The 23,894-nt window shown below is 40.7% G+C and carries 20 protein-coding genes; 7 read left to right on the forward strand and 13 right to left on the reverse strand.

Annotated elements, in window-relative coordinates; translation table 11 throughout:
* The first annotated feature begins 7 nt into the window (after positions 1 to 7).
* Together FXV77_RS14400 and FXV77_RS14405 are read left to right on the forward strand one after the other, a co-directional pair.
* The gene (locus FXV77_RS14400; protein ID WP_148919927.1) at positions 8 to 2,287 is read left to right on the forward strand and encodes an FAD-dependent oxidoreductase; all 2,280 of its coding nucleotides are present in this window, start codon (positions 8 to 10) and stop codon (positions 2,285 to 2,287) included.
* Between the two features lie 8 nt (positions 2,288 to 2,295).
* Entirely contained in the window at positions 2,296 to 3,981 is a 1,686-nt protein-coding gene (locus FXV77_RS14405) for a sodium:solute symporter family protein (RefSeq protein ID WP_148919928.1), read from the forward strand.
* A gap of 33 nt (positions 3,982 to 4,014) precedes the next feature.
* On the opposite strand, the gene FXV77_RS14410 is transcribed toward FXV77_RS14405, so the two are convergent.
* From FXV77_RS14410 to rbfA, 8 genes are all read right to left on the reverse strand, one after another.
* Positions 4,015 to 4,833 (reverse strand): hypothetical protein, encoded by an 819-nt coding sequence (locus tag FXV77_RS14410; protein WP_148919929.1) that lies wholly within the window; start codon positions 4,831 to 4,833, stop codon positions 4,015 to 4,017.
* Positions 4,834 to 4,904: 71 nt separating this feature from the next.
* Positions 4,905 to 6,215: a glutamate-1-semialdehyde 2,1-aminomutase gene (hemL, locus tag FXV77_RS14415; protein WP_246162477.1), complete on the reverse strand. Its 1,311-nt coding sequence runs from the start codon at positions 6,213 to 6,215 to the stop codon at positions 4,905 to 4,907.
* Between the two features lie 2 nt (positions 6,216 to 6,217).
* The gene (gene hemB, locus FXV77_RS14420; protein ID WP_148919931.1) at positions 6,218 to 7,195 is read right to left on the reverse strand and encodes a porphobilinogen synthase; all 978 of its coding nucleotides are present in this window, start codon (positions 7,193 to 7,195) and stop codon (positions 6,218 to 6,220) included.
* Between the two features lie 25 nt (positions 7,196 to 7,220).
* Positions 7,221 to 8,813 carry a hydroxymethylbilane synthase gene (gene hemC, locus FXV77_RS14425; protein WP_148919932.1) on the reverse strand — a complete coding sequence of 531 codons (1,593 nt, stop codon included), beginning with the start codon at positions 8,811 to 8,813 and terminating at the stop codon, positions 7,221 to 7,223.
* A 110-nt stretch (positions 8,814 to 8,923) separates the two neighbouring features.
* Positions 8,924 to 10,165 carry a glutamyl-tRNA reductase gene (gene hemA, locus FXV77_RS14430; protein WP_148919933.1) on the reverse strand — a complete coding sequence of 414 codons (1,242 nt, stop codon included), beginning with the start codon at positions 10,163 to 10,165 and terminating at the stop codon, positions 8,924 to 8,926.
* Between the two features lie 241 nt (positions 10,166 to 10,406).
* On the reverse strand, positions 10,407 to 11,054 hold the full coding sequence (locus FXV77_RS14435) for a hypothetical protein (RefSeq protein ID WP_148919934.1): 648 nt from the start codon (positions 11,052 to 11,054) through the stop codon (positions 10,407 to 10,409).
* 4 nt (positions 11,055 to 11,058) lie between these two features.
* Entirely contained in the window at positions 11,059 to 11,736 is a 678-nt protein-coding gene (gene aat / locus FXV77_RS14440; protein ID WP_148919935.1) for a leucyl/phenylalanyl-tRNA--protein transferase, read from the reverse strand.
* A 24-nt stretch (positions 11,737 to 11,760) separates the two neighbouring features.
* The gene (gene rbfA, locus FXV77_RS14445; RefSeq protein WP_148919936.1) at positions 11,761 to 12,132 is read right to left on the reverse strand and encodes a 30S ribosome-binding factor RbfA; all 372 of its coding nucleotides are present in this window, start codon (positions 12,130 to 12,132) and stop codon (positions 11,761 to 11,763) included.
* Positions 12,133 to 12,615: 483 nt separating this feature from the next.
* Between rbfA and argH the strand changes: the two genes are divergently transcribed.
* On the forward strand, positions 12,616 to 13,947 hold the full coding sequence (gene argH / locus FXV77_RS14450; RefSeq protein WP_148919937.1) for an argininosuccinate lyase: 1,332 nt from the start codon (positions 12,616 to 12,618) through the stop codon (positions 13,945 to 13,947).
* Positions 13,948 to 13,960: 13 nt separating this feature from the next.
* Here argH and FXV77_RS14455 read toward each other — a convergent pair whose 3' ends face one another.
* Complete coding sequence (locus tag FXV77_RS14455) at positions 13,961 to 15,031, reverse strand: aldose epimerase family protein (protein ID WP_148919938.1); 1,071 nt, start codon at positions 15,029 to 15,031, stop codon at positions 13,961 to 13,963.
* Positions 15,032 to 15,145: 114 nt separating this feature from the next.
* Between FXV77_RS14455 and FXV77_RS14460 the strand changes: the two genes are divergently transcribed.
* Both FXV77_RS14460 and FXV77_RS14465 read left to right on the forward strand, forming a co-directional pair.
* On the forward strand, positions 15,146 to 16,492 hold the full coding sequence (locus FXV77_RS14460; protein WP_148919939.1) for a deoxyguanosinetriphosphate triphosphohydrolase: 1,347 nt from the start codon (positions 15,146 to 15,148) through the stop codon (positions 16,490 to 16,492).
* A gap of 39 nt (positions 16,493 to 16,531) precedes the next feature.
* Positions 16,532 to 18,643, forward strand: a complete 2,112-nt coding sequence (locus tag FXV77_RS14465; RefSeq protein WP_148919940.1) for a type IA DNA topoisomerase — start codon at positions 16,532 to 16,534, stop codon at positions 18,641 to 18,643.
* Between the two features lie 118 nt (positions 18,644 to 18,761).
* Here FXV77_RS14465 and FXV77_RS14470 read toward each other — a convergent pair whose 3' ends face one another.
* From FXV77_RS14470 to dctA, 4 genes are all read right to left on the reverse strand, one after another.
* Entirely contained in the window at positions 18,762 to 19,139 is a 378-nt protein-coding gene (locus tag FXV77_RS14470) for a hypothetical protein (protein WP_148919941.1), read from the reverse strand.
* 4 nt (positions 19,140 to 19,143) lie between these two features.
* Positions 19,144 to 19,509 carry a hypothetical protein gene (locus FXV77_RS14475; protein WP_148919942.1) on the reverse strand — a complete coding sequence of 122 codons (366 nt, stop codon included), beginning with the start codon at positions 19,507 to 19,509 and terminating at the stop codon, positions 19,144 to 19,146.
* 2 nt (positions 19,510 to 19,511) lie between these two features.
* Positions 19,512 to 20,018 (reverse strand): GbsR/MarR family transcriptional regulator, encoded by a 507-nt coding sequence (locus tag FXV77_RS14480; protein ID WP_148919943.1) that lies wholly within the window; start codon positions 20,016 to 20,018, stop codon positions 19,512 to 19,514.
* Positions 20,019 to 20,640: 622 nt separating this feature from the next.
* Positions 20,641 to 21,894 carry a C4-dicarboxylate transporter DctA gene (gene dctA / locus FXV77_RS14485; RefSeq protein ID WP_148919944.1) on the reverse strand — a complete coding sequence of 418 codons (1,254 nt, stop codon included), beginning with the start codon at positions 21,892 to 21,894 and terminating at the stop codon, positions 20,641 to 20,643.
* A 94-nt stretch (positions 21,895 to 21,988) separates the two neighbouring features.
* Between dctA and FXV77_RS14490 the strand changes: the two genes are divergently transcribed.
* Together FXV77_RS14490 and FXV77_RS14495 are read left to right on the forward strand one after the other, a co-directional pair.
* Complete coding sequence (locus tag FXV77_RS14490) at positions 21,989 to 22,972, forward strand: hypothetical protein (RefSeq protein ID WP_148919945.1); 984 nt, start codon at positions 21,989 to 21,991, stop codon at positions 22,970 to 22,972.
* A gap of 39 nt (positions 22,973 to 23,011) precedes the next feature.
* Entirely contained in the window at positions 23,012 to 23,428 is a 417-nt protein-coding gene (locus tag FXV77_RS14495) for an energy transducer TonB (protein WP_148919946.1), read from the forward strand.
* Positions 23,429 to 23,894 lie beyond the last annotated feature (466 nt).

The raw sequence follows: 23,894 nt of genomic DNA on the forward strand, positions 1-23,894 counted from the left end.
TAACGGAATGATAAAAGAAGGATTTGAAGCAAGTAGGGAATTAAAGAGAGAAACACACCACACCGAGCTTGCCATTGTTGGCGGAGGGCTTTCGGGCGTATGTACAGCGATAACAGCCGCTCGGAAGGGGGTCAAAGTTGTGTTGATACAGGATAGACCAGTTTTGGGAGGAAACGCTTCTAGTGAGGTGCGTCTATGGATATTGGGGGCGACTTCCCATCTCGGCAATAATAATAGATGGAGCCGCGAAGGAGGGGTGATAGATGAAATTTTGGTAGAAAATACCTACAGCAATAAAGAAGGAAATCCATTGTTATTTGATGCTATTCTACTCGATAAGGTCAAGGCAGAACCTAGTATTACGCTGTTATTAAATACGGCAGTGTATGAAGTGAATAAAAAGGATGACGATACGATCAATTCGATAAAAGGGTTTTGCAGTCAAAATTCGACGGAATATATCGTTTACGCACCATTATTTTGTGACGCCTCTGGAGACGGTATTGTGGGTTTTCTTTCGGGAGCTGCATTTAGAATGGGAGCGGAGAAAAAAGAAGAATTTGGAGAAAAATTTGCACCGACAGAGGAATATGGAGAACTGCTGGGACATAGCATGTATTTCTATACAAAAGATACCGGACGTCCGGTGAAATATAAAGCCCCTGGATTTGCGCTGGATGTGGCTAAAGAAGTGCCCAAGTTCCGAAAGTTCAATGCGAAAGAGCATGGCTGTCAGTTATGGTGGTTGGAGCATGGTGGACGGATGGATACCGTACATGATACGGAGCAGATCAAATGGGATCTGTGGAAAGTGATCTATGGTGCCTGGGATTATGTTAAGAATTCAGGCAATTTCCCCGAAGCGGAAACTATGACATTGGAATGGGTAGGGACGATTCCCGGAAAACGTGAAAGCCGTCGTTTCGAAGGGGATTATATGCTGCGCCAACAAGATATTGTTGAGCAGCGTGAACATGAAGATGCCGTGGCGTATGGGGGATGGTCTATCGATCTGCATCCCGCCGATGGTGTATTCAGTGAAAAACCGGGCTGTAACCAATGGCACGCCAAAGGAGTTTACCAGATTCCGTACCGTTGTCTTTACAGTAAGAACATTAAAAATCTATTTTTAGGAGGTCGGCTCATCAGTGCCACGCACGTTGCTTTTGCGTCTACACGCGTCATGGCTACAGCGGCACATATCGGCCAAGCTATTGGAATGGCCGCCTATATCGCTAAAGAAAAACAATACCTTTACCCCCGTGATATACTAACGAAAGGTTTCATCTCAGAGCTCCAGCAGGAACTTCTTAAATCTGGACAACATATTCCCAAATTGGCGTTGCAGGACGAAAAGGATCTTGTACAGCAGGCAATGCTTCATGCTTCGAGCATTTTTGAACTGGGGACATTGACTGCAGACTTTGCACTTCCGATAGAACCTGCGGTGGCGCAGATGCTACCCCTCGAAGCGGGAAGGGTACCGGAGATTACGGTGGAAGTTGATGCTGCAGAAAATACGGAATTGCAGGTAGCGCTGCGGACAAGCAGCCGAACGGGAAATTATACACCGGATGTTACATTAGAAACTAAATGTATTCCACTGGAGAAGGGCAGAAGAACAATTAAACTGTCGTTTTCGGCAACGATGCCGGAGTGTGCGTATGCGTTTGTGACTTTTCTGGAAAATACGGCGATATCCTTATATCGCACGAATACCCGTGTTACTGGTGTGCTTACGGCCTTCAACCTCATCAATAAAGCAGTCTCCAACTTTGGAAAACAAACACCACCTAGAGATATCGGTATGGAAGCATTTGAATTCTGGTGTCCACAACGTAGACCGGATGGGCACAATCTGGCTTTACAGATAGAACCGGCCTTGCGTTCATTTGGCGTCGAGCAGATAAGAACAGGCATTTATCGTCCGACTACTGCACCTAACGCATGGGTGGCTTCGCTGGAAGATACAACACCTCGATTGAAAATAAATTGGGAAAAACCCCAGGAAATCCGTCAGATAGACTTATTTTTCGACACAGATTACGACCATCCGATGGAAAGTGTGTTGATGGGGCATCCCGAAGATGTGATGCCATTCTGTGTGCGGAATTATAAAATAGTGGATGAGAAAGGACATATTGTCTTTGAAAAAGAGGGTAACTATCAAAGTATGAATAGCATTGAATTAGATCAGCCTATTGCAACAAGCGCATTGACCATTGTGATGGAGCGTCCTTCGGACAATGTTCCAGCTTCCTTATTTTCCGTTCGTTGCTATAAATAGATAGAAAGATGGATATTTTAGATTATGGCATTATGTTGCTGTTTACAGTTATTATTGTAGCAACAGGTTTGTCTTTCGGAAAAACGGGGAGCTCCATGAAGTCGTACTTTGCGGCAGGAGGAGCCGTACCTTGGAGAATCAGTTCTCTGTCGTTGTTCATGAGCTTTTTCTCGGCGGGTACGTTTGTCGTGTGGGGATCCATAGCTTATCAACATGGTTTTGTGGCGATTGCGATTCAAATGACCATGTGTTTGGCGGGATTCTTTGTGGGCATGTTTATTGCACCGGCTTGGCAGAAATCCCGTGCACTGACAGCAGCAGAATTTGTATCGCGCCGGTTGGGTGTCAGCGTCCAAAAATTCTATAGTTACCTTATTCTTTTAATTTCCTTGATGTATACAGGTGCTTTTCTTTATCCTGTCGCAAAAATTATTAATGTATCAACTGGTTTTTCTATTGAAGCTTGTATCGTGGTATTGGGTGTGCTCATTATCTTGTATACAGTAGTTGGGGGGCTGTGGGGCGTGATGATCACCGACGTTGTTCAATTTATTGTATTGACGGCTGCGGTTGTTATTGTTGTGCCGTTGGCTTTCGACCGTATAGGAGGTGTGGGGGAATTTTTTAAAAATGCGCCTCCCGACTTTTTCAATATAGTGAACGAGGAATATTCCTGGCTGTTTCTGTTGGCATTTGCTATTTACAATGGAATATTTATCGGAGGGAATTGGGCTTATGTGCAGCGCTACACGACTGTAGACAGTCCCAAATCGGCCAGTAAAGTGGGGTATTTGTTTGCCGGCCTTTATCTTATTAGTCCTTTTATATGGATGTTGCCTCCGATGATCTACAGGTTCGTAAACCCCGACCTGTCGGGCCTGGAAAATGAAGGGGCGTATTTAATGATGTGCAAGGAAGTTTTGCCCAAAGGGCTTATCGGATTGATGCTGGGCGGCATGGTTTTCGCAACGGCAAGTTCGGTTAATACGACGTTGAATTTGGCAGCAGCAGTGTTTACGAACGATTTGTATAAATCTGTTCGACCTACTACCAAACCGAAACAATTGATGTTTGTTGCTAAAACTGCAGTCATAATATTTGGCATTGTCACGATCTTGGTCGCTCTAATGGTGCCATCAGCCGGAGGGATTGTAGAGATTGTACTGAGTGTTGGCGCGGTAACAGGCTGTTCACTTTACGGACCACCGATATGGGCATTGTTTTCCAAGCACCACACGGGACGTTCCATTCTTTGGTGTACTATTTTAGGGCTGGCCATCAATGTATATTTTAAATTTCTACATCCTTTGTTGACCGGCATCTCGTTAGGTAGGGCAGAAGAGATGTTGGCAGGCGCAGTTACCCCTTTTGCGTTGTTAGTGGGATACGAGGTATGGGCAAGAAGCAGAAAGGGAATTGCTCGAGATTATATATATTATAAGGAAGAGCAACAGCGTATTGCAAATCGGCCAGAAGAGGAAGATACGGAACAGCAGAGCAGCGAAGAACAAAACCGCTATGGCCTAAAAGTTTTAGCGCGTACAATGGCTATTACAGCATTCATTTTTATGGTGCTGGCACTTATCGCAGATCATAAGGCATTATGGATTACCTTATCAATTGGTATTATCGTAGGGCTAGGGGCTTTGTCAATTTTTCGATACACAAACAAAAAAGTAAAGGCGGACCAATAGTCTGCCTTTACTTTTTCATTGATTTTATAATCCTTATTCTGCAGAAAGCGTAATTTTTCTTTCTACAGAAACATTATCACCGGTTACGGCATTTCCATCTTTGTCAACAAGAGTCAGTTTAAATGTATTTTCACCCATTGGAAGATTCAATACTTCGTAAGGCACCCATTGGTCCAATGTGAATTCTTGTCCGTTGATGTTGGCTTTAACCTTGTTGCCATCTGCACCTAAAGAACCATTAACAATGAAAAAGTCTAAGAGTAAAGATTTTGTATCTTCCCCTTTGTATTCACCTTTTGGACGGCTATAGAATAATGCAACTTCTCCTGGCTCTGGCAGTTCTTCAATTTTAGCATCTGCCGTAATTTTAAATTTCACAAGTTTGGAAGCATCGTTTGTTTTGATAGACTCATGGAACGAGCGTGATAAAAACGACATCAAATAGTGCTCGGAGTTAAGGGCGACCGTCACGCTATGTTCAGGCTTATACAACGCCGCATAAGGCGCATTATCTAAAATGAAATGGATATGCTGTCCGTCATGCGAGTTTGCCATGTGATGGTCATGCTCTGTCTGTGCGGTCAGTTCAAAATTGTCAACATTATATTTAACGGTAACTTTTGCGGAATCTGCGCCAACTTTTTCAGCTGTAATCGACGCGATTTCCAATGTTGCTCCCGGAAACTCCTTCGCATGCGCTAAAGGATTTACGGCAATACTTCCAACAGAGTCAGCTAAAGCTGTAGTATCCTGCGTTTCACCATCTGTATTTTTTGTCGTTGGATTACATGCCACAAGTGTTGCTGATGCAGCAACAAATGCTAAGGCAGTTTTCAAATTGGTCATTTTCATACCTTTTGATTTAATTATTTTTATGATTTACTATTTGTGTTAATGAACAAATATAATGGAAAAAAGTTTTATTATGCATAAACGGAATCTAGTGCGATCTTGATCGCTTCGATAGTCTGGTTGAGATCATCCTGCGTGTGTGCACTGGAAATGAACCCGACTTCGTATCCTGACGGACCGAAGTATATGCCTTGATTCAGGAGTGAACGGTGCATCACTTTATATTTTTCCATCGAAAGTGGATCGATTTCGTCTGCGCGTTTGATCGTTTTTTGATCTGTAAAGGCGAACCAAAAGATAGAGCCAACCGTGAAAATCTGAACGGCATAGTTTTTAAGATCTATATAAGCGCGTATGGCATCTACAAAACTTCTCGTTTTCTCTTCTTGTTTGGTGTAAAAATCTGGCTCTGCTAATATGCGGAGAGCTGCAATTCCTGCAGACATCGCTACGGGATTTCCAGATAGCGTGCCCGCTTGGTAGACACCTCCATCAGGTGAGATCTGTGCCATTAGTTCTTTAGAAGCTCCGTATGCGCCAACGGGCATACCTCCCCCAATAATCTTTCCGTAGGTAATAATATCGGGTTGTATATCATAGTAGCGTGCAGCTCCTTCAAATCCTAAGCGAAAGCCAGTGATTACTTCATCGAAAATGAGTAAAGTACCGTGTTCCTGTGTAATTTGGCGTAAGAAATGGATATAATCCTGATCTTGGATTAATAGACCGTTGTTCGCTGGAATACCTTCTATTATAATCGCTGCAATTTGATCGGGAAATGTAGAAAAAACTTCTTCCAGAGCTTGTTTGTCATTTAATGCAATGACAATAGTTTCATCAGCAAATGCTTTAGGCACACCTGCGGACGACGTTTCGCCAAAGGTAACTAATCCAGAGCCGGCTTTGACTAACAGCGAATCGGAGTGCCCATGATAACAGCCGTCGAATTTTACAATCTTATCTCTTTTAGTGGCTCCCCTAGCCAAACGGATAGCGGACATAACTGCTTCTGTACCCGAACTGACAAAGCGAATTTTTTCAATGTATTGGTTATTCGTTAAAATTAATTCAGCTAACTCGTTTTCCAATCGAGTAGGTGCACCAAAACTTAACCCTTTGTCTAACTGCTGAGCTACCGCTTCCCGTACCTTATCATGGTTGTGTCCTAAAATCAGCGGACCCCACGAACAGCAATAATCAATGAATTCATTACCATCGGCATCCCATATTCGGGATTTATCGCCCCGTTCAATAAAAAGCGGCGTACCATATACTGATTTAAATGCCCGTACGGGAGAATTTACACCTCCCGGGAAATAGTTTTTTGCCTGTTCAAAAAGTTCGGCGGATTTTTTACGTGAAATATCTTGTAATTGTGTCATTGTCATATTTTTAACCACCCCCTTTCTAGTACCTCTTTTGCATGGTAGGTGAGAATGGAGGTCGCGCCAGCGCGACGGAAACTCATTAATGTTTCCATAATAGCACGTTCCTCATCCAGCCAGCCATTGTTAATAGCGGCTTTCAGCATAGCGTACTCTCCTGAAACATTGTAGGCGGCAATAGGTAAGTCAAAATTATCGTGTAATAATTTAATGATGTCCAAATAAGGAAGTCCAGGTTTAACCATCAGGAAGTCGGCACCTTCTTGGGCATCCAATTGTGCTTCAATAAGTGCTTCCCGTGAGTTAGCAGGATTCATCTGATAAGTTTTTTTATCGCCTGCTTTTGGTGCGGAATTAAGGGCGTCCCGAAAAGGGCCATAAAAAGCCGAAGCATATTTTGCGGTGTAAGACATTAGTGAAACGTGCGAAAATCCATTCTCATCGAGCACTTGACGGATATAACCAATGCGGCCGTCCATCATGTCTGAAGGAGCGATAATGTCTGCGCCCGCTTCTGCATGAGCAAGCGCCATTTTCCCTAAAATAACTAAGGTTTCATCATTCAGAATAGTACCATTCTCGACAATTCCGTCGTGTCCGTCAGAGCTGTAAGGATCCATCGCTACATCCGTTACCACACAGGCGTCTGGGAAATTCTTCTTTACCTCATCGATAGCTGTTAAATATAGATTGCCCTTTTGATAACTTACAGTAGCATATTTATCTTTAAGCGAGTCGTTAATATTGGGAAAGAGGTCGAATGCATATAGCCCGAGTTTCATACAGCTTTCCACCTCGCGCAATAGGTTGTCAATAGAATACCGATAAATCCCCGGCATGGAAGAAACTTCCGTTTTCTGATTTTGTCCCTCTACAATGAATAGGGGGAAAATAAGATTGGCGGGCGTAATGTGATGCTCCTGAACCATATCCCGAATAACCGCGGATTTTCTATTTCTTCTTGGACGATGCAACATTTTGTAGATATTAATATTTAGATGATTATTCAAAGTCCAATCCGAAAATTGCTTCGGATAGGCCTATTTCATCAGGTGTGAAAGGAAGTGTGTAGTTTAATCCCATCATCTCTATTGCCTTAGCAGTAGAATGGCCAATACAAATAATTTTCTGTCCGGGGTCAATGAGATTTTCTTGGAAATAGGCTTCTACATTACTCGGACTTGTGAAAATTAGCACTTCTGCATTGGTTTTACCTACATTTTCTTGTAAAACTGTTTCATAGAAAGGCATATCAATAACTTTCGTATTGGGCGTAAGGGCATTTTGTATAGACATTAAAGAATCTTTCGCCCGGGGAATGAAGACCGTTTGGCCATCGACAAGTTTAGCAAATTCTTTTGCAATATCTTCTGTCTTGATGCCTAAGTTATCGCCGGAAAAATCAGCTATACGACCATATTTACGTAACGCATCTTCCGAACCTCTACCTAATACGGCGAGTTTTGTCTTTTTTAAAATCCAGGGATCTAATTTGAAGAAATGGTCAATAGCATTTTTGCTGTTAAAGAAAATCCAATCCGCACGTTTTAGGATAAAAGAATCCAACTTATTGATCGTTGGATATATCTTGATTAACGAACGTGCATCCACTTGAATGTTATGTTTTGACAAATAACGGCCTAAGTAAGAGTTTTCGTCTAAGTCGCGCGTGATGAAAACACTAGTGGGTAGTTTTCTTTCTTTTTGAAACTTAGCGAAAATCCGATCGGCCATACCACCTGTGGTTTCAGCTCGTATATATAGGCGATTCGGAAAATCTTCATTGTCTTCCGCGATGGACGTCCAGGCTTCGAACTGTCCATCTTCCGTTTCACGACAATAACAACCTAAAGGAGCATGGCAACCTGCGTCAAATAGATTCAGTACTTTTCGTTCTACTCCGATGATGTTTGCGACTTTTTTATCGTGTATTTTCTGTAAAAGATCAAACAATTCTTTATCTGCTTCACGAATCTGTACGGCCAACACACCCTGTGCGGGAGCAGGAATTACCTCGATAGGTGGTATCTCTTCCAGATGAAAGTCTGACAAATCCATCTCCAAGCGGGCGATGCCAGCTTTTGCTAAAACGATAGCATCATACTTTTCATCGCGCAGTTTCTGAATACGTGTTTGCAAGTTACCTCGTAGGTCGGTAAATTCTAAGTCTGGGCGTAACGATAATAATTGAGCTTTACGTCGATTGGATGATGTACCGACAGATGCATTGTGTTTCAGAGACAGTCTTTTTTTAATATCAACACAATCCTTGTGGACAATCAACAGTTCCGATGGATCTTCCCGCTCAGATACCGCCGCAATGACTAGTCCGGGAGGATTGACGGTTGGCAAGTCTTTGTGAGAGTGAACAGCCAAATCTATTTGCCCTGTAAATAATTCTTCTTCTAGTTCTTTGGTGAAGAATCCTTTCCCCTCTAACTTGTCCAGCCGTAAATGCTGAATGATATCCCCCTGGGTTTTGATGATTTTTAATTCGGATTCTACGCCAATTTCAGCCAACCTTGTTTTGATAAACTCTGCCTGCCATAATGCCAGTTGACTACCCCTAGTTCCAATGATAAGTTTTCTGTTCACTGTCTACTGCTGCTTTAATAGTTGAAGATGAGCACAAATTTAACCAAATAGCTATACAATCCCGACTGTCTTTGTCAGAATTATGGTATATTTTGTATCTTAAATGACTATTAGTTGATTTCTGTCTGAGAATTTTTAACCAAAATCTCTTTGGCCATGACCATAGGTACTTTGATATATTTTTTTTCCATGTAACTGATCACCTTTTCCAATACTTCGCGTGCTTGAGGATCGAGATTTTGAAGATCTTGCGCAAACACCTCATTTAGGGCAAAGGATCGAATCTCTTTGATTTTTTCAGGTACTTCGCGCATAGCAACTTCGACACGACGTTGCTTGACAATTGGTAAAAACTCTTGGATATTTTGTTGGATAATAGCATCGGCATTTTCCAACTCTGCGTAGCGGTCTTGCTTGTTTTTCTCAGCAATCGCTTGTAGACTGCTGACTTCGATATAATGTATAGGGAATTGTGCTACTACTTCCGCATCGATATCATTTGGAATCGCTAAATCAACAACTACTTTTTTGTCTGTCTCTCCATGGAGGAGAGATTTGTAAAGGTTTATATCAATGATCGCCTCAGGCGAACCTGTGCAAACAATCATCACATCGAATCCTTTTTTATAATGTGCTAATTCCGATAACGAATGGGCTTCAGCATTCAGTTCCCGGGCTAATTTCTGCGCATTTTTCAATGTGCGGTTAAAAACCACAAAATTTGAGTGTTGATGTTTTTTCAGATATTTAGCCAGGTTTTGGTTAGTTTCTCCTGAGCCGATAACTAAAATTCTAGGATTTGCCGGTAGTTTCGTCTCTTTAAGTTTGCGATAAGCTAATGAAACGACGGAAATTGGATTACGGGAAATATTTGTATAAGTGTATACTTCCTTAGCTGTTTTGACTAAACGATCCATAACCAAGCGCAAATAATCGCCTGTAAAACCTGCTGTTCGGCATCTTTCATATGCACGGCGTACTTGAGCCAAAATTTCCTTTTCGCCAACAACCAAACTTTCAAGTGAGCAAGACATACGGAAAAGATGGTTCAACGCATCCATACCAGAATAGCGTGTCACCTGCCCTAAATAGCATTGCAGACGCTCTGCAGGAACGCAGAAGTTCATCTTTTGCATGAAATTGGCAACAAACTCATCGCTCAGCTCATGGCCACCACAAAATACAAATTCCACACGGTTACAAGTTGCGATATAGAAAATCTCAGGAATATCCAACGTAGTCTTCAGATTAACTAAGCGATCTTCTAACTCTTCGTTGCAGATGACCAAATTCCCCAAGTCTTTTAATTCGACATGCTTGTGGGTAAATGCTATTACTTTTAAATTCTTCAAAGCCTAGATCTTGCTCAATATTTTTATCCTTGCAAATGTAGAGTAAAAGCCCTTGCTTTCTGTCAAAAATCTGTCAATACAATGAATTTAGAATGGTTTTAAATAGTGTTAATTTTTTGTTAAATATGTTGATTTATAGTTTGTTGTGTTTTTTTTGTTTTGCTGATGTGATTAGAATCATAAATTCGAATGGTGATAAGTGAGATAGGTCATTAATTTTTTCTCCGGAATTTTACTCCATTTAGGGTCGATTTGGACGGTGAGAAATAAAATGATCCTTTAATTTGTCTAGTCCAATGTTTTCTTCCGGTTTGTCTAGTTCATAACGCCACACTTTTGTTTCTAAAAGGTCATCATTTTCTTTGGAATGGATGAGGTCAAGCGGTTTCACACGAAACTCCTTATGTAAAGGGGGTGTTGCATTATGTAATGACATACTTGAACGAAGGACTTGTATTTCGAAGTTTGGCCATTTACCAACGTTCGCGAAATTTGCAGAATAAAACTGAACGAAATCTCTAGCCAATATCTTGTCCGCGAATATTCCTGTGCGCTTTGTGCCGTTAATTTCGTTTGCGACTATCAAAATATCATAGGAAGTATGGTTGATAAAATAGAATTTGGCAAGACCATCTTTTTGTTCTCCTGTTATGCCGAGGTAAATTCCACGTTCTACAAAAGGAGCATTAGGAATTGCTGTTTTTGTTTCTACCTCGTCATCATCGCGACGCATATTGCCATGCACCAATGTAATCTTATTCATAGGGACGGGGATTTCGAAACCAGAATCATCCGTTACACCCACAATATCGTTGTTATGAAAAGAAGTGATATGTCCTTCAATAGGTTCGTCAACAAAGCGAACAAAATCTCCAATTTTAAATTTCATCTAATTATTTATTGATAAGTGTTATGTTTTTAGCAAACGGTTTAACTTTTTGTTCTTGTAGAAGTTCATAATAAGCGAAACCGGAAATGAACTTTGCGCCCAAAGAAGTTAAATGTTCACTGTGTATTTGGCAATCAATTAATTCGAAATTAAATTGTTGACAAAGATAAATTAATGCCAGTTTAGAGGCATTGGAAGCAAGTGAAAACATACTTTCGCCACAAAATATCGACCCAATCTGTACACCGTAAAGTCCACCAACAAGCATCCCGTTTTCGTCGTATGTTTCTATGCTATGCGCATACCCCAATTTATGTAGACGGATATAGGCTGCCTGCATATCCATCGTAATCCATGTTCCTTGCTGATCCTTTCGCGTAGTGGTTGCACACATGCCGATGACTTCCGAGAAAGCTGTGTTATGTGTTGTGCGAAAGGGAGAATTGCGTATAAATTGGCGCATACTCTTTGTTATTTTCAGTTCCTTCGGATCGAGTATAAAACGTTCATGCGGTGCATACCACAAAATAGGTGTTTCATCAGAAAACCACGGAAAAATACCATGTTGATAGGCCAACAACAGTCGCTCAGCACTTAAATCCCCTCCAATGGCAAGTAAGCCATCATCATCTGCAAGAGAAGGATGAGGAAAGATGAGACGATCATCCAAAGAATAAGGCATAATGGATGTGTAATAAACAGTCGATTAATCTGGCTGTCTGGGTTCCTTACTTATTTTTTCAAATAATTTGTCCATGTGCTCAACGTATTCGTTGGTATCGTCTAGGAAGAATTCCAGTTCAGGAACGATGCGAACCTGATTTTTGATTCTTACGCCCAATTTATAACGTATTTCGCTGGTTCTGTTTTGGATCTGTTTTAAATCGTCTTTTGCTGTTTTTGTATTTAAGAAACTTAGATATATACGAGCGATTGCCAAATCCGGCGTAACCCGCACTTTCGTTACTGTTATAAAAGCTCCTGGCGCCCAGGAATTGCCATCTCGGTGGAATAGTGCCGCAAGATCTTCTTGAATGACCCCCGCAAACCGTTGTTGTCTTTTGCTCTCTGTTCCCATATCTATATTGATTTTAGCCCGCTACTATGTCATCACAAAGGTACTATATAATTTATAAAAAAAAGCGTATCACCCTCTCCGTGATACGCTTCAGAACAAAATTAGTTTATAAGTGGTCAGCCGGATTTCTTTTCAAGTTTTAAGACCTTCGTCTATCAAATTTAGTTTGTTAGCTTTGGTGAAATAAAGTGTGAGTATTAACTCACTTGTCTTTATTTTTGTTATTCCATTTCCCCTTTACGATTACAAACATATGGATATAAATTATTCACACAAAGAGTTTTTTTAAAAAAAAGTAAGTGATCACTTTTTTATAATAATATTTGCTGTTTTCTAGAAGTGGTAAATCGACCTTATGTTTATTGACGAAGATTCGATAAATTTGTGACTGGAACTAGTAAATGAAACCGTATGAGCTTCAATAGGAGAGCGATTTTATCTAAGAATAAATACGGTTATTACACTGATAAAAACAATAACTAAATGAAGATTTGGCAGAAGAACATTGATATAGATTCATTTGTAGAAGCGTTTACCGTCGGGAATGATCGCGCAATGGATTTACATTTGGCAGCTGCGGATGTATTAGGCTCATTGGCACATACCCTAATGTTAAGCAGTATAGACTTAATGAGTGATGAGGATTTGGGTGTCGTTCAAAAAGAATTAAAGCATATTTATCGTGATATTCTAGCGGGGAATTTTGTCATAGAGGATTCTGTAGAAGATGTGCATTCCCAAATTGAGATGTTGCTCACACAGCGCGTAGGAGAAGCTGGAAAGAAAATTCATTCTGGAAGATCCCGCAATGACCAGGTTCTGGTCGATCTCAAACTTTATTTTCGTTCCGAGATACAACGCTTAGTACAACAAACAGATATACTTTTTCATAAACTTATCCAATTGAGCGAACAATATAAACAGGTGTTAATTCCTGGTTATACGCACTTGCAGATAGCGATGCCTTCTTCTTTTGGTTTATGGTTTGGTGCTTATGCTGAAAGTCTGGTGGATGATCTGGAAATGTTAAAAGCGGCATGGAAAGTATGTAATAAAAACCCACTGGGTTCTGCTGCTGGATATGGCTCTTCATTCCCGTTGAACCGTAAGCTGACGACTGCATTATTAGGTTTTGAGGATTTGAATTATAACGTGGTCTACGCACAAATGGGGCGAGGAAAAACGGAACGGATATTGGCGCAGGGAATGAGTGCTATAGCGGCTACATTAGCCAAGTTTGCGATGGATGTATGTCTATTTATCAACCAAAATTTTGGCTTTATATCTTTCCCGGCTCATTTGACTACGGGATCCAGTATTATGCCGCATAAAAAGAATCCGGATGTGTTTGAATTGATACGGTCACGTTGTAATAAGATTCAGGCGCTACCTAACGAAATAGCATTAATGACGACAAACCTACCGTCAGGTTATCATCGGGATTTACAATTATTGAAAGAGAATCTCTTTCCTGCTTTCCAATCTTTGAATGACTGTTTGGAAATTACGACTTTTATGTTGGAACATATCTCCGTAAGAGAGCATATTTTGGACGATCCTAAATATGATTATTTGTTTAGTGTGGAAGTCGTAAATAACGCGGTATTACAAGGGATGCCATTTCGAGAAGCCTATCGTCAGATAGGGTTAGATATTGATAATGGAACATTCCGACCTTCAAAAGAGGTGCACCATACCCATGAGGGGAGTATAGGTAACCTTTGCAACGATGAAATTTCACGGATGTTTAATGAAGTGAAGGCCGGGTTTGGCTTCGAGAAAGTGGAGAAAGCTTTGGATTCACTTGTGAAGTAAGCCATCGCCGTCATTAAACCATCTGCTTTTTTATGGAAAATTTATATATCGTTTCCGATTCAAATACTTGACCTGGTTCCAATATTACGGATGGAAACTGTGGATGGTTTGGGCTATCCGGATAATGCTGTGTTTCAAAACAGAAAGCTGATCTCGAAGAATATTTACGGCCGGATTTTCCTGTGTCCTTGCCAGACAGGAAATTACCGGTGTAGAGCTGTATCCCCGGTTCTGTGGTGAATACCTCGAGACGAATTCCTGAATCAGGAGAATAGGCAGAGGCAGCTACTTGTGAAATCGGTTGATGATTCACCAATGTGTGATCATATCCGTTGCCTCGTCTTAATTGCTCTTCATCTTTATCGATGTCTGCTGATATTTTCTTAGGTATGCGAAAATCAAATGCAGTTCCGTCTACTGGTGCTTCGCTATCCAATGGTATCTGATTTTCGTCAATAGGCAAAAAATGGTTGGACGGGATATGTAAGATATGGCTGAGCACATCGCCTTGTCCTTCACCATCCAAGTTGAAATAAGCGTGATTAGTGAGATTGATGACCGTTTTTTTATCTGTCTCGGCTTGGTATTTTATGATAATTTCATTGTCTTCTGTCAATTCATAAGATACAGTGACTTTCAAGTTTCCCGGAAAGCCTTCTTCGCCATCTGGCGAGACATAGCAGAAATCTATTTTCTTTTTGAACGATATTCGTCTGTCCCAAACTTTGGAGTGGAATCCCGTTGGACCACCATGCAAACAGTTGTGACCGTTATTTTGCTGTAAAGTATATTTTTCGTCGTCCAAATAAAAGCAGCCATGGGCGATGCGGTTGGCAAAACGCCCTATCGTGGCACCGTGGTATTGTTCGTCAGCCTGCAAATAATCGTGGATAGAATTAAATCCCAGTACGACGTCCCGCAGATTTCCAGTCTTATCTGGAACCAAAACACTGACAATACGTGCACCATAATCTGTAAAGGCTACTTGCATCCCCATGCGGTTTTTTAAGATAAAAAGATGCGTTTTTTTGCCGTCGATCTTGTGTTCAAAATCTTGATAATCTGGAAGTGTATAGATAACCATGGTATATAGGATTTACGCGATAAATATACAGAATAAGCTTGATAAGCTCAAACAAAGTAACTATATACCCAATAAACCTTATCTTTGTTACCAAACGTAAAACGTATATTTTACATGAATTGGAAACAGTTATTGTCCGCAAAACGTTGGGGGTATGAGTATCGCGAAGTGAGTGACCAAATCGATGCGCGTTCGGAATTTCAACGGGATTACGATAGATTGATATTTTCTTCACCTTTTAGAAGATTGCAAAACAAAACGCAGGTCTTCCCTTTGCCGGGAGCGGTTTTTGTACACAATAGATTGACACACAGTTTGGAGGTGGCAAGCGTGGGGCGGTCGTTGGGACGTCTTTTTTATAATATTATGAAAAAAGAAAACCCAAACATTGATCAAGAGTATCCATTTTTGCAAGAAGTTGGCAACATCGTTTCTGCGGCTTGTTTATCACACGATTTGGGTAATCCTGCATTTGGACACTCGGGTGAGGCGGCCATTTCGTCCTATTTTACGGAGGGTAAAGGACAAGAATATAAACAGCTTGTCAGTGCTGAAGAATGGGCTGACTTAACACACTTTGAAGGTAATGCCAATGCGTTGCGCATACTAACACATGCTTTCAATGGGAAAGACGAGAAAGGATTTGCATTGACATATGCAACATTGGCTTCTATTGTTAAATACCCTTGTTCTGCTATTGAGGGGCATATTAAAAGCAATCATCATCGTAAAAAGTATGGTTATTTTGATACAGAGACGGCAGCGTTTAGAAAAATTGCCGATGAGCTCGGATTGAAAGAAGACCCGACTAATCCGAATGGGTATCTACGCCACCCTTTAGTGTACTTAGTGGAAGCAGCCGATGATATATGCTATAATATTATCGATTTGGAAGATGCCCATCATTTAAAGATACTTTCTTACGCAGAAGTAGAGGAACTCTTACTGCCTTTGTGTGGAGGAGAAGATTTGCGAAATCGTCTTGATGCACTGGCGGATACAGGAAGCCGCGTAGAGCTTCTGCGTGCTAAAGCAATTAATACGTTAATTCATGGTTGTGCAACCGTATTTGCGAAAAACCAGGGTAAGTTTTTGGCTGGCGCATTTGAGAAGTCGCTAATGGATGCGTTGGATGACGAGATTGTAGCGCAGATGAAGAAAATATCAAAAATATCGGTAGCGCGTATCTATAACGCGCCCACCGTAGTGCAGATTGAAATTGCCGGTTTTAAGGTAATGAACGCTTTATTGGAAGAATTTATTCCCGCTTATTTAAAAGAAGACAAAGGACATTTTGATAAAAAAATAGTGGCGATGATTCCCAACCAGTTCCATACTACACAATCCGATACATACACCAAAATCCGAACGGTATTGGACTATGTGTCGGGAATGACAGATATTTATGCTGTAGATTTGTATCGAAAGATAAAAGGCATATCCATCCCGTCGTTGACGTAATTTTAGATATATAATTAAAAAGAAGGATAGGGCATTGAAATGAAAGTTGTTATAGCAGAGAAACCATCTGTGGCTAGGGATTTGGCTCGTGTGATGGGTGCAAAGGAGGTGAAAGATGGGTACATTACAGGCAACGGCTATGCTTTTACATACGCCTTTGGACACCTGATACAGCTGTGTACACCTCAGGCGTACGGTTATCCTACATGGACGGTGTCTAATCTGCCTATTATACCATCTGAATTTCGTTTGGAAGTAAAAAAAGTAAAAAGAGATGGAAAGCAGATAGACGATGCTGGGGCGAGGAAGCAATTGAATACTATTAAGGAATTAATTACGCAGGCAGAAGAAATCATTGTGGCGACAGATGCAGGGCGTGAGGGAGAATTGATTTTTCGGAATATATATTATTACCTAAATGCCAAAGTACCATTTAGAAGACTTTGGATTTCTTCTCAAACAGACAAAGCTATAAAAGAGGGTTTTGCTAATTTAAAAGACGGAACAGCCTATGATAGTCTTTACATGTCTGCTAAATCACGGGCGGAATCTGATTGGTTGATTGGTATAAATGCTACACAAGCCTTGACGTTGGCTGCTGGAAATAAAGGACTGTTATCTTTAGGACGGGTGCAAACGCCGACATTGGCGATGATCTGTTCCCGTTACATGGAGAACAAGGATTTTAAGCCGCAAGCTTTCTACAAAATACAGGCAGGTTTCGAAAAAGATAATATCAGGTTTAAGGCAACGTCTCCTAAAATAGATAAAAAGGAAGAAGCAGAAGTAGCGGTAGCGAAACTCACCGTAGGAACGGACGCAAAAGTGGTGAGAGTAGAGGCTAAAGAAATAAAGGAACAACCACCTTTACTATTCGATTTGACATCCCTGCAGCAAGATGCTAACAAGAAATTTGGTTATTCGGCTGATCAAACATTAAGTATTGCGCAGACATTATACGAAAAGAAGGTTATTACATATCCGCGTACAGGATCTCGCTATATAGGAGAGGATGTCTTTGAAAAAATAGAGGAGCTTTTTCAGCATCTTGCAGATACTGCAGTGGAAGAAATCGCCGCGATAAGCCGTAACCTAATTGGTGCTAAATTAAATAAACGTTCCGTTGATGATAAGAAAGTGACGGATCACCACGCTTTGTTGGTCACAGATGAAAAACCCGGGCCGATGCCGAAAGAGCAACAGCATATATACAACATGATTGCGAAGCGTATGGTAGAAAGTTTTTCGGATGTGTGCTTGAAAGATATTACAACCGTAACAATTGATGCGCAAGGAGTGGAATTGATTGCTAAAGGAACTGTTATTAAGCAATATGGCTGGCGGCTGTCTGCTGAGCAGATTGATTTACCCGATGACGAAAAAAATACAGACGACCAAGATAACGAGAATGCTCAGCTACCTAAGTTGTCAGCTGAAGAATTGCTCGAAATTTTGTCCCTGGAATTAGCAGAACGTTTTACAAAAGCTAAACCTATCCATACCGAAGCATCGCTTTTAAAAGCGATGGAAACCTCTGGTAAGGAAATAGAAGACGACGAAATGCGCCAAGCTATGAAAGATTGTGGTCTAGGAACACCGGCTACACGAGCAGCGACTATTGAGACACTTTTTCAGCGGGAGTATATTAAACGAGATAAAAAGAAACTTATACCTACGGAAAAAGGGCTTGCGGTTTATCGATTAATCAAGGATCGCTCGATAGCGAAGGTGACGCTGACAGGAAAATGGGAGCAGAAGTTAGAAGAGATGCGTGCCAATAAAGTATCGTATGATGTTTTTATGAAGCATATTAAGGATTATACGGTGAAAATCACGAAAGAACTGCTTCAATTGCGCGTGGCTATTCAACAAGAAGAAATAAAACCTCAGCAAAAAGGAACGATAAAATGCCCGAAATGCGTCTCAGGAAATATGCTTTTGTATGATAAAGTAGCGCAATGTGATCATTACGCCAGAGGGTGTGATTTTAAAATCTGGCGTACATTAAATGGTGTGTTTCTAGAAGAGAAAGAGGTGAAAAGCCTTTTGGAGAAGGGGAGGACTTCTATGTTCAAAGACGTAAAAAATAGAGACGGTCAGCTGGTGGAAGCAGCATTGGTATTTCAGGATTTTAAGGTCGGGGTGGAGTAGGTGGTTTCTACTGACCTTATCCCGTACTCGACCCTCAGGCCTGCTTCGTCTCGCGTCAAGCGAGACGAGGCAACCTGTCTCGGCTTTGAAGAGATGACAGAAGAAGTGGACAATAATTTTACTGGATTGGTGGAGGAACTGTTTTTCTTTGTTTAGCAATCCGTTTGCCTCGGAAAAACAAAAACATATTTAAGAAGAGCATAACCCCCAGGTAGATGCTGAACCCACCAATTTTATAACTTAATTGTTCGATCAGTCCCTGTACCGTAGCTTTGTGTAAGTATATCTCCAGGATATACAGCGCAAAACCCAGATTTAATAGATAAAAACCAATGCGAAAAAGATTGTTGGTGGCCTTGGCAACATCAGGACGCCCTTCGAAGATATCGTTCATATACACGATACTATTTTTGAATAAGACAAAAGCGACATAGTAGGTCAAGCCAACTGCGATAGGCAGATAAATAGCATATGCGATAACGGTTAAATTTTCCATGACTTTATTGTTTAAGGGTTAAAGAATGTGTTTTATTTTTTGATAATAAATAGATGATGAACATATTGTTGAAATGAAGTCCAGCTAATAGTAAGACCAATAAGCCGGTTTTGACAGAAATACTGGAAATTAAAGAACTCCAATCGGAAATTTCACGCCAGGTGCTGAATTGTAAAATAGCATATCCTATATTAAATAGGTAATATCCGACAAGGAGAAGATTGTTTGTCGTATCCGTTATATCCTTCCGTTGTGCCAAAAGTGTAAGAATGAATATCCTTCCATTGCGATGAAACAGCTTCCCCACCCACAAAATAATGTAGATGGTGATTGTGCCGAAGATAAGGTATGCAAGGATATTGTAATTCATGGCTACACAATAAATTTGAACAGTTTTATCAGTAAATCTGCCCGATTAGACTGAAATATTTTGTTTGCTATAGTTTCTAGTTGGTCGGTGAGTTGCTGAATCTCTTTTACGGTTTGGTGGAAAGCCTTACCATCCTCTGTTTTGTCGTCTTCGGTTGCTTGCGTGATCTCTTTCAGGATATCCATCACCGGGTCTAACTCTTTTTTCTTGCGCATAACGGCGATTTTCATCGCCCATTTCAGCACATCTTTTTCGGCAACAAAATACTCTTTTCTGTCGCCCGCGATGTGTTTCTTATAGACTATGCCGTAATCAACTAGTTGACGGATACTCATATTGGCATTCCCCCGTGAAATAACCAGCTTTTCCATAATCTCGTCCGTTGAAAGCGGATCACTAGCCGAAAGCAGTAGTGCATGTACCTGCGCTACAGATTTGTTGATCCCCCATTCAGAGCCTAAAGCTCCCCAAGTGTCTATAAATTGTTGTTTTGCGTCGTGCAGTTCCATAATTGTTACTTTTTGTGATTTTGAATTTTGTTTATCCATCGGTCAACGAATAAATACAATAATATATTGACGTAAAGGGCAAAAGATAGTGGTAACAACAGTAATACTCCTAGTATGGTGTAAATATCTGCTGTGTATAGATAGGGCGCAAATACAAGGCACGCTAAACAAAATACTATGCCTAAGATAAACCATTGTCGCAGGAAAGAAATCGGTTGCCCTTTCTCGTATCTGTCCTCCTTATAAAAGCGGAGAGGTGTCAAAACTAACACGAGCAATATGAGAATCATTAAAATTTGAACATCGATTGGATCGGTATAGACATGTCTTAGTATATCGATAAAACTATCAATCGGGTAATCTGGATATCCGGTATACCCCTCGTTGTAATATCCGGTTTTTATCGCTCGCCAAATTTGTTTGTGTTTTAAAAGGAGGGCGAACGAGGGCGATAAAAATGCCGTGAGTATAGTTCCGAATATTTTAATGAGGGTACTTTTCATTTAATTTCTGTGTTACTACAATACAAATGTAATTGTAGTTTTTGAATTTTCAAAAAATAATGAAAGTAAAATATTCGTCTTTTGTTTTAGTAAATTATTTTATAGAAAATACTCCGTTACTACTTTTTAGACAGTGCTTGTTCCAGTTGTTCTTCGTCCACTTCTTTTTCCCATTTAGCCATAATGAATGCAGCGGAAGTATTCCCGATGATGTTGGTCAGCGCTCTGGCTTCACTCATAAAACGGTCTATACCAAATACAATAGCGATAGATTCTACCGGGATGTGTCCCACGATGGGCAACGTCGCCGCTAGAATAACAAATCCGCTTCCCGTAACACCGGCAGCCCCATTAGAGGTGAAGGTCAGTATAAAAAGCAAAAATAATTGTTCGTTCCAGGCCATAGGTTGACCAATTGCCTGTGATAGGAAAATCGCGGCCATGGTTAAATAAATCGCTGTTCCATCCAGATTGAACGAATAGCCTGTAGGGATGACCAGTCGCACGAGCGGTTTACTGCAGCCGGCTTGTTCGAGTTTTTCCATAATGGCAGGCAGGACGGATTCGGAAGATGAAGTACCTAGCACAATGAGGAGCTCTTCTTTGATATACACCAATACACGCCATATACTGATTTTATATCGCCACAACAACATGCCGAGAAAGATGAAAATATAAATCAAGCACGCCACATAAAACCACACCATCATCAAGCCCAATGATTTTAAAATGCCCACGCCGTATTGCCCCACCGTAAAACCAATAGCGCCCATAGCGCCTATAGGGGCTACTTTCATAATCATTTTAATCACGATGAAGATACCATCTAGAAAAGATTGCATTATGCGCTTAACGGGCTCGGCACGTTCTCCCATTTTGGCGAAAGCGAAGCCCAACAAGATGGCAAAGAAAAGGACTTGTAATATATTGCCTTCTGAAAGAGAGCCGATAACATTATTTGGGATAATATCGAGTAAAAACTGCACGACGCCTTTTTGTTTTTCTCCTTCTTGGATGTAGGTGTTAACTTCGGAGGTGTCGAGTTCGGAGACATTGATATTCATACCACCTCCTGGGTTAGCAAGGTTTACAACCGCCATAGCGATAAACATTGCGCCAAAGGTTGTCAGTTGGAAATAAATCATGGATTTGATACCCAATTTCCCTACTTTTTTGATATCCTCCATGCCGGCAATACCCAGCACAATGCTACAGAAGATCAATGGGGCGATGATCATCTTGATTAATTTGAGGAATCCATCACCAAATGGTTTTAGTGCAATACCGAGGTCAGGATAAAAATGACCTAGCGCAACACCGATAAGAATAGCTATAATTACTTGAAAATAAAGCAGGCTGAAAAGTTTTTTCATGCAGAGTTTAATTTGTGCATTTGATTAGCATCCGGCGCAAATATATATAAAAAAGACTAAAAACAAACTTCAAACCCCTACCTTTGTTCACACTATGGCATCAAGACTTTATAATCCTTTTATTACGTTTAAGTTCGACAACCAAACGTGTTTTTTGACAGGAGAAACGCTGCGGTCTCCGGAGGAACAAATTCAGGTGTTTCCTGTCTGGATGATGCGTGCCTTCGATTTGGAGGAAAAACCCTTTAAGATGTTGGACGAAAATATTGTTACCTATAAATCACTCAAATTACCTTGTTCTCTTCGGGTTGCCCAACTATTTGAACAGGTAGAAGACGAAGTGGAAAAAGCCATGAAAGCAGGTTATAATGAAGTGAAGAAGCTGGACGGGCATACGTTGTTTCAGTGGATAGGGAAAATTTTATATGGTGTTGTTTTCAATGAGATACAATCGGGGATTCGACAAGCGGTACTTAGTGGAGAGGAGATGAATTTTTCCCAGGCGTTGGTACATAAATTTCGGAATCTACACTTTATGTTACAATCACTTGTTGTGCCTATGGAATTTGAGCACGTCAATCCATTTAATATACAGGTGTTCCCTGTTGATAGCGCACCGGAGACCTTTTTATACCGGGATGAAATCAATACGTTGATTTTTTCTTTACGGATGAAGGATTTTGCTGTCATAGCCACTTTACAGGACAACGGCACAAATGCTATTTATCATGAAGATATTCTGAAACATGTAAAAGGACATATTTTACATCCTATACAATTCGAAGAAATTTGTGCGCGGTATTTTTATTCCGCTTATTTGTTTAATCGTTTGCCAGAATATACCTATATGGAAACTCCCGAAAAGGTTTATATAGAACCTATGCCTTTAAATGATTGGACATTGAAACCTATTTTCGATAATTGGCAGGCCAAAACATATGGGCAAGTGTTGGAGAATTTCTGGAAACCATGGGGCTATACGCTTTTTGAAATTATTAAGAATCCAGAGAAGCCTATGACGTTTCTCTATGATAATGAGGATGGGGTTCCAAAAATAACGGATTTGGCAAAGGCATAATTTTTATGTAATTTTAAGTGAACAAACAAAGGAGGAGTCATGAGGTATTGGTTGTTTGCTTTCCTGTTAAGTGTTACATTCGGAATGTTATCTGCGCAAGAGCCCAGAGATTCTCTCCTTGTCTATAATGTAGATACATATGCGCAATTTGAAGGAGGAGTTCCTGGGTGGAACCGTTTTGTTCGGGAAAATCTTGATATTCGTGATCTTATCAGCTCGATAGATAGTACAACGTATGTGGACTATGGACTTAAACAGACAGCGATAATGGAATTTACCGTCTGCGAAGATGGGATTGTTTGTGATATTGAGATCGTAAATAAGAATAAAATAAGTCCAGAGTTTGCCGAACAAGCATTACGTGTGATGAAGAAATCACCAAAATGGACGCCGGCATTGAAAAATGGAAAACCAGTTCGTACTCGGTTTAAGCAATCTATTGTTGCTGTTCTATAAGTTCTAATTCCTTCCAAGTACTATACTGCAATCGCTGTTTTATTCCTTAGCAAAAAAATATCTACCACTTTTCCAGTGATTTGTGTTTTTTGGGATGTGAAAGGTGGGGTATGTGTTGGATTATGTGATTAATTTTTCTAGCTTTGCCCCACTCCGCGAGGGAGGGGAGGATACCTTAGGGGTATCCATAAGGGGGGATTAAAAAGAAAATATTTTTTTTTGTTTTTCCGGAAAACTTTCCTATCTTTGCAGTCCCTTCGGGAACGGGGGGGTAAAAAATAAGGGATCGATTACCGCATAGCGGTATAGATATATAGGCCGAAGCGCGAAGCGGGGCCGAATAAGTTCTTTAAGGATATATGATCATGTAGCGCAGCAGGACCCTTTTAAAAGGGGGAGAGCTGTAGAAGATACAATTTTTTCGGTCCGGGCCGTACAGTACATATTACTGACGATCCGGTCAACA

The sequence above is a fragment of the Sphingobacterium phlebotomi genome (assembly GCF_008180195.1).
GTDB lineage: Bacteria > Bacteroidota > Bacteroidia > Sphingobacteriales > Sphingobacteriaceae > Sphingobacterium > Sphingobacterium phlebotomi.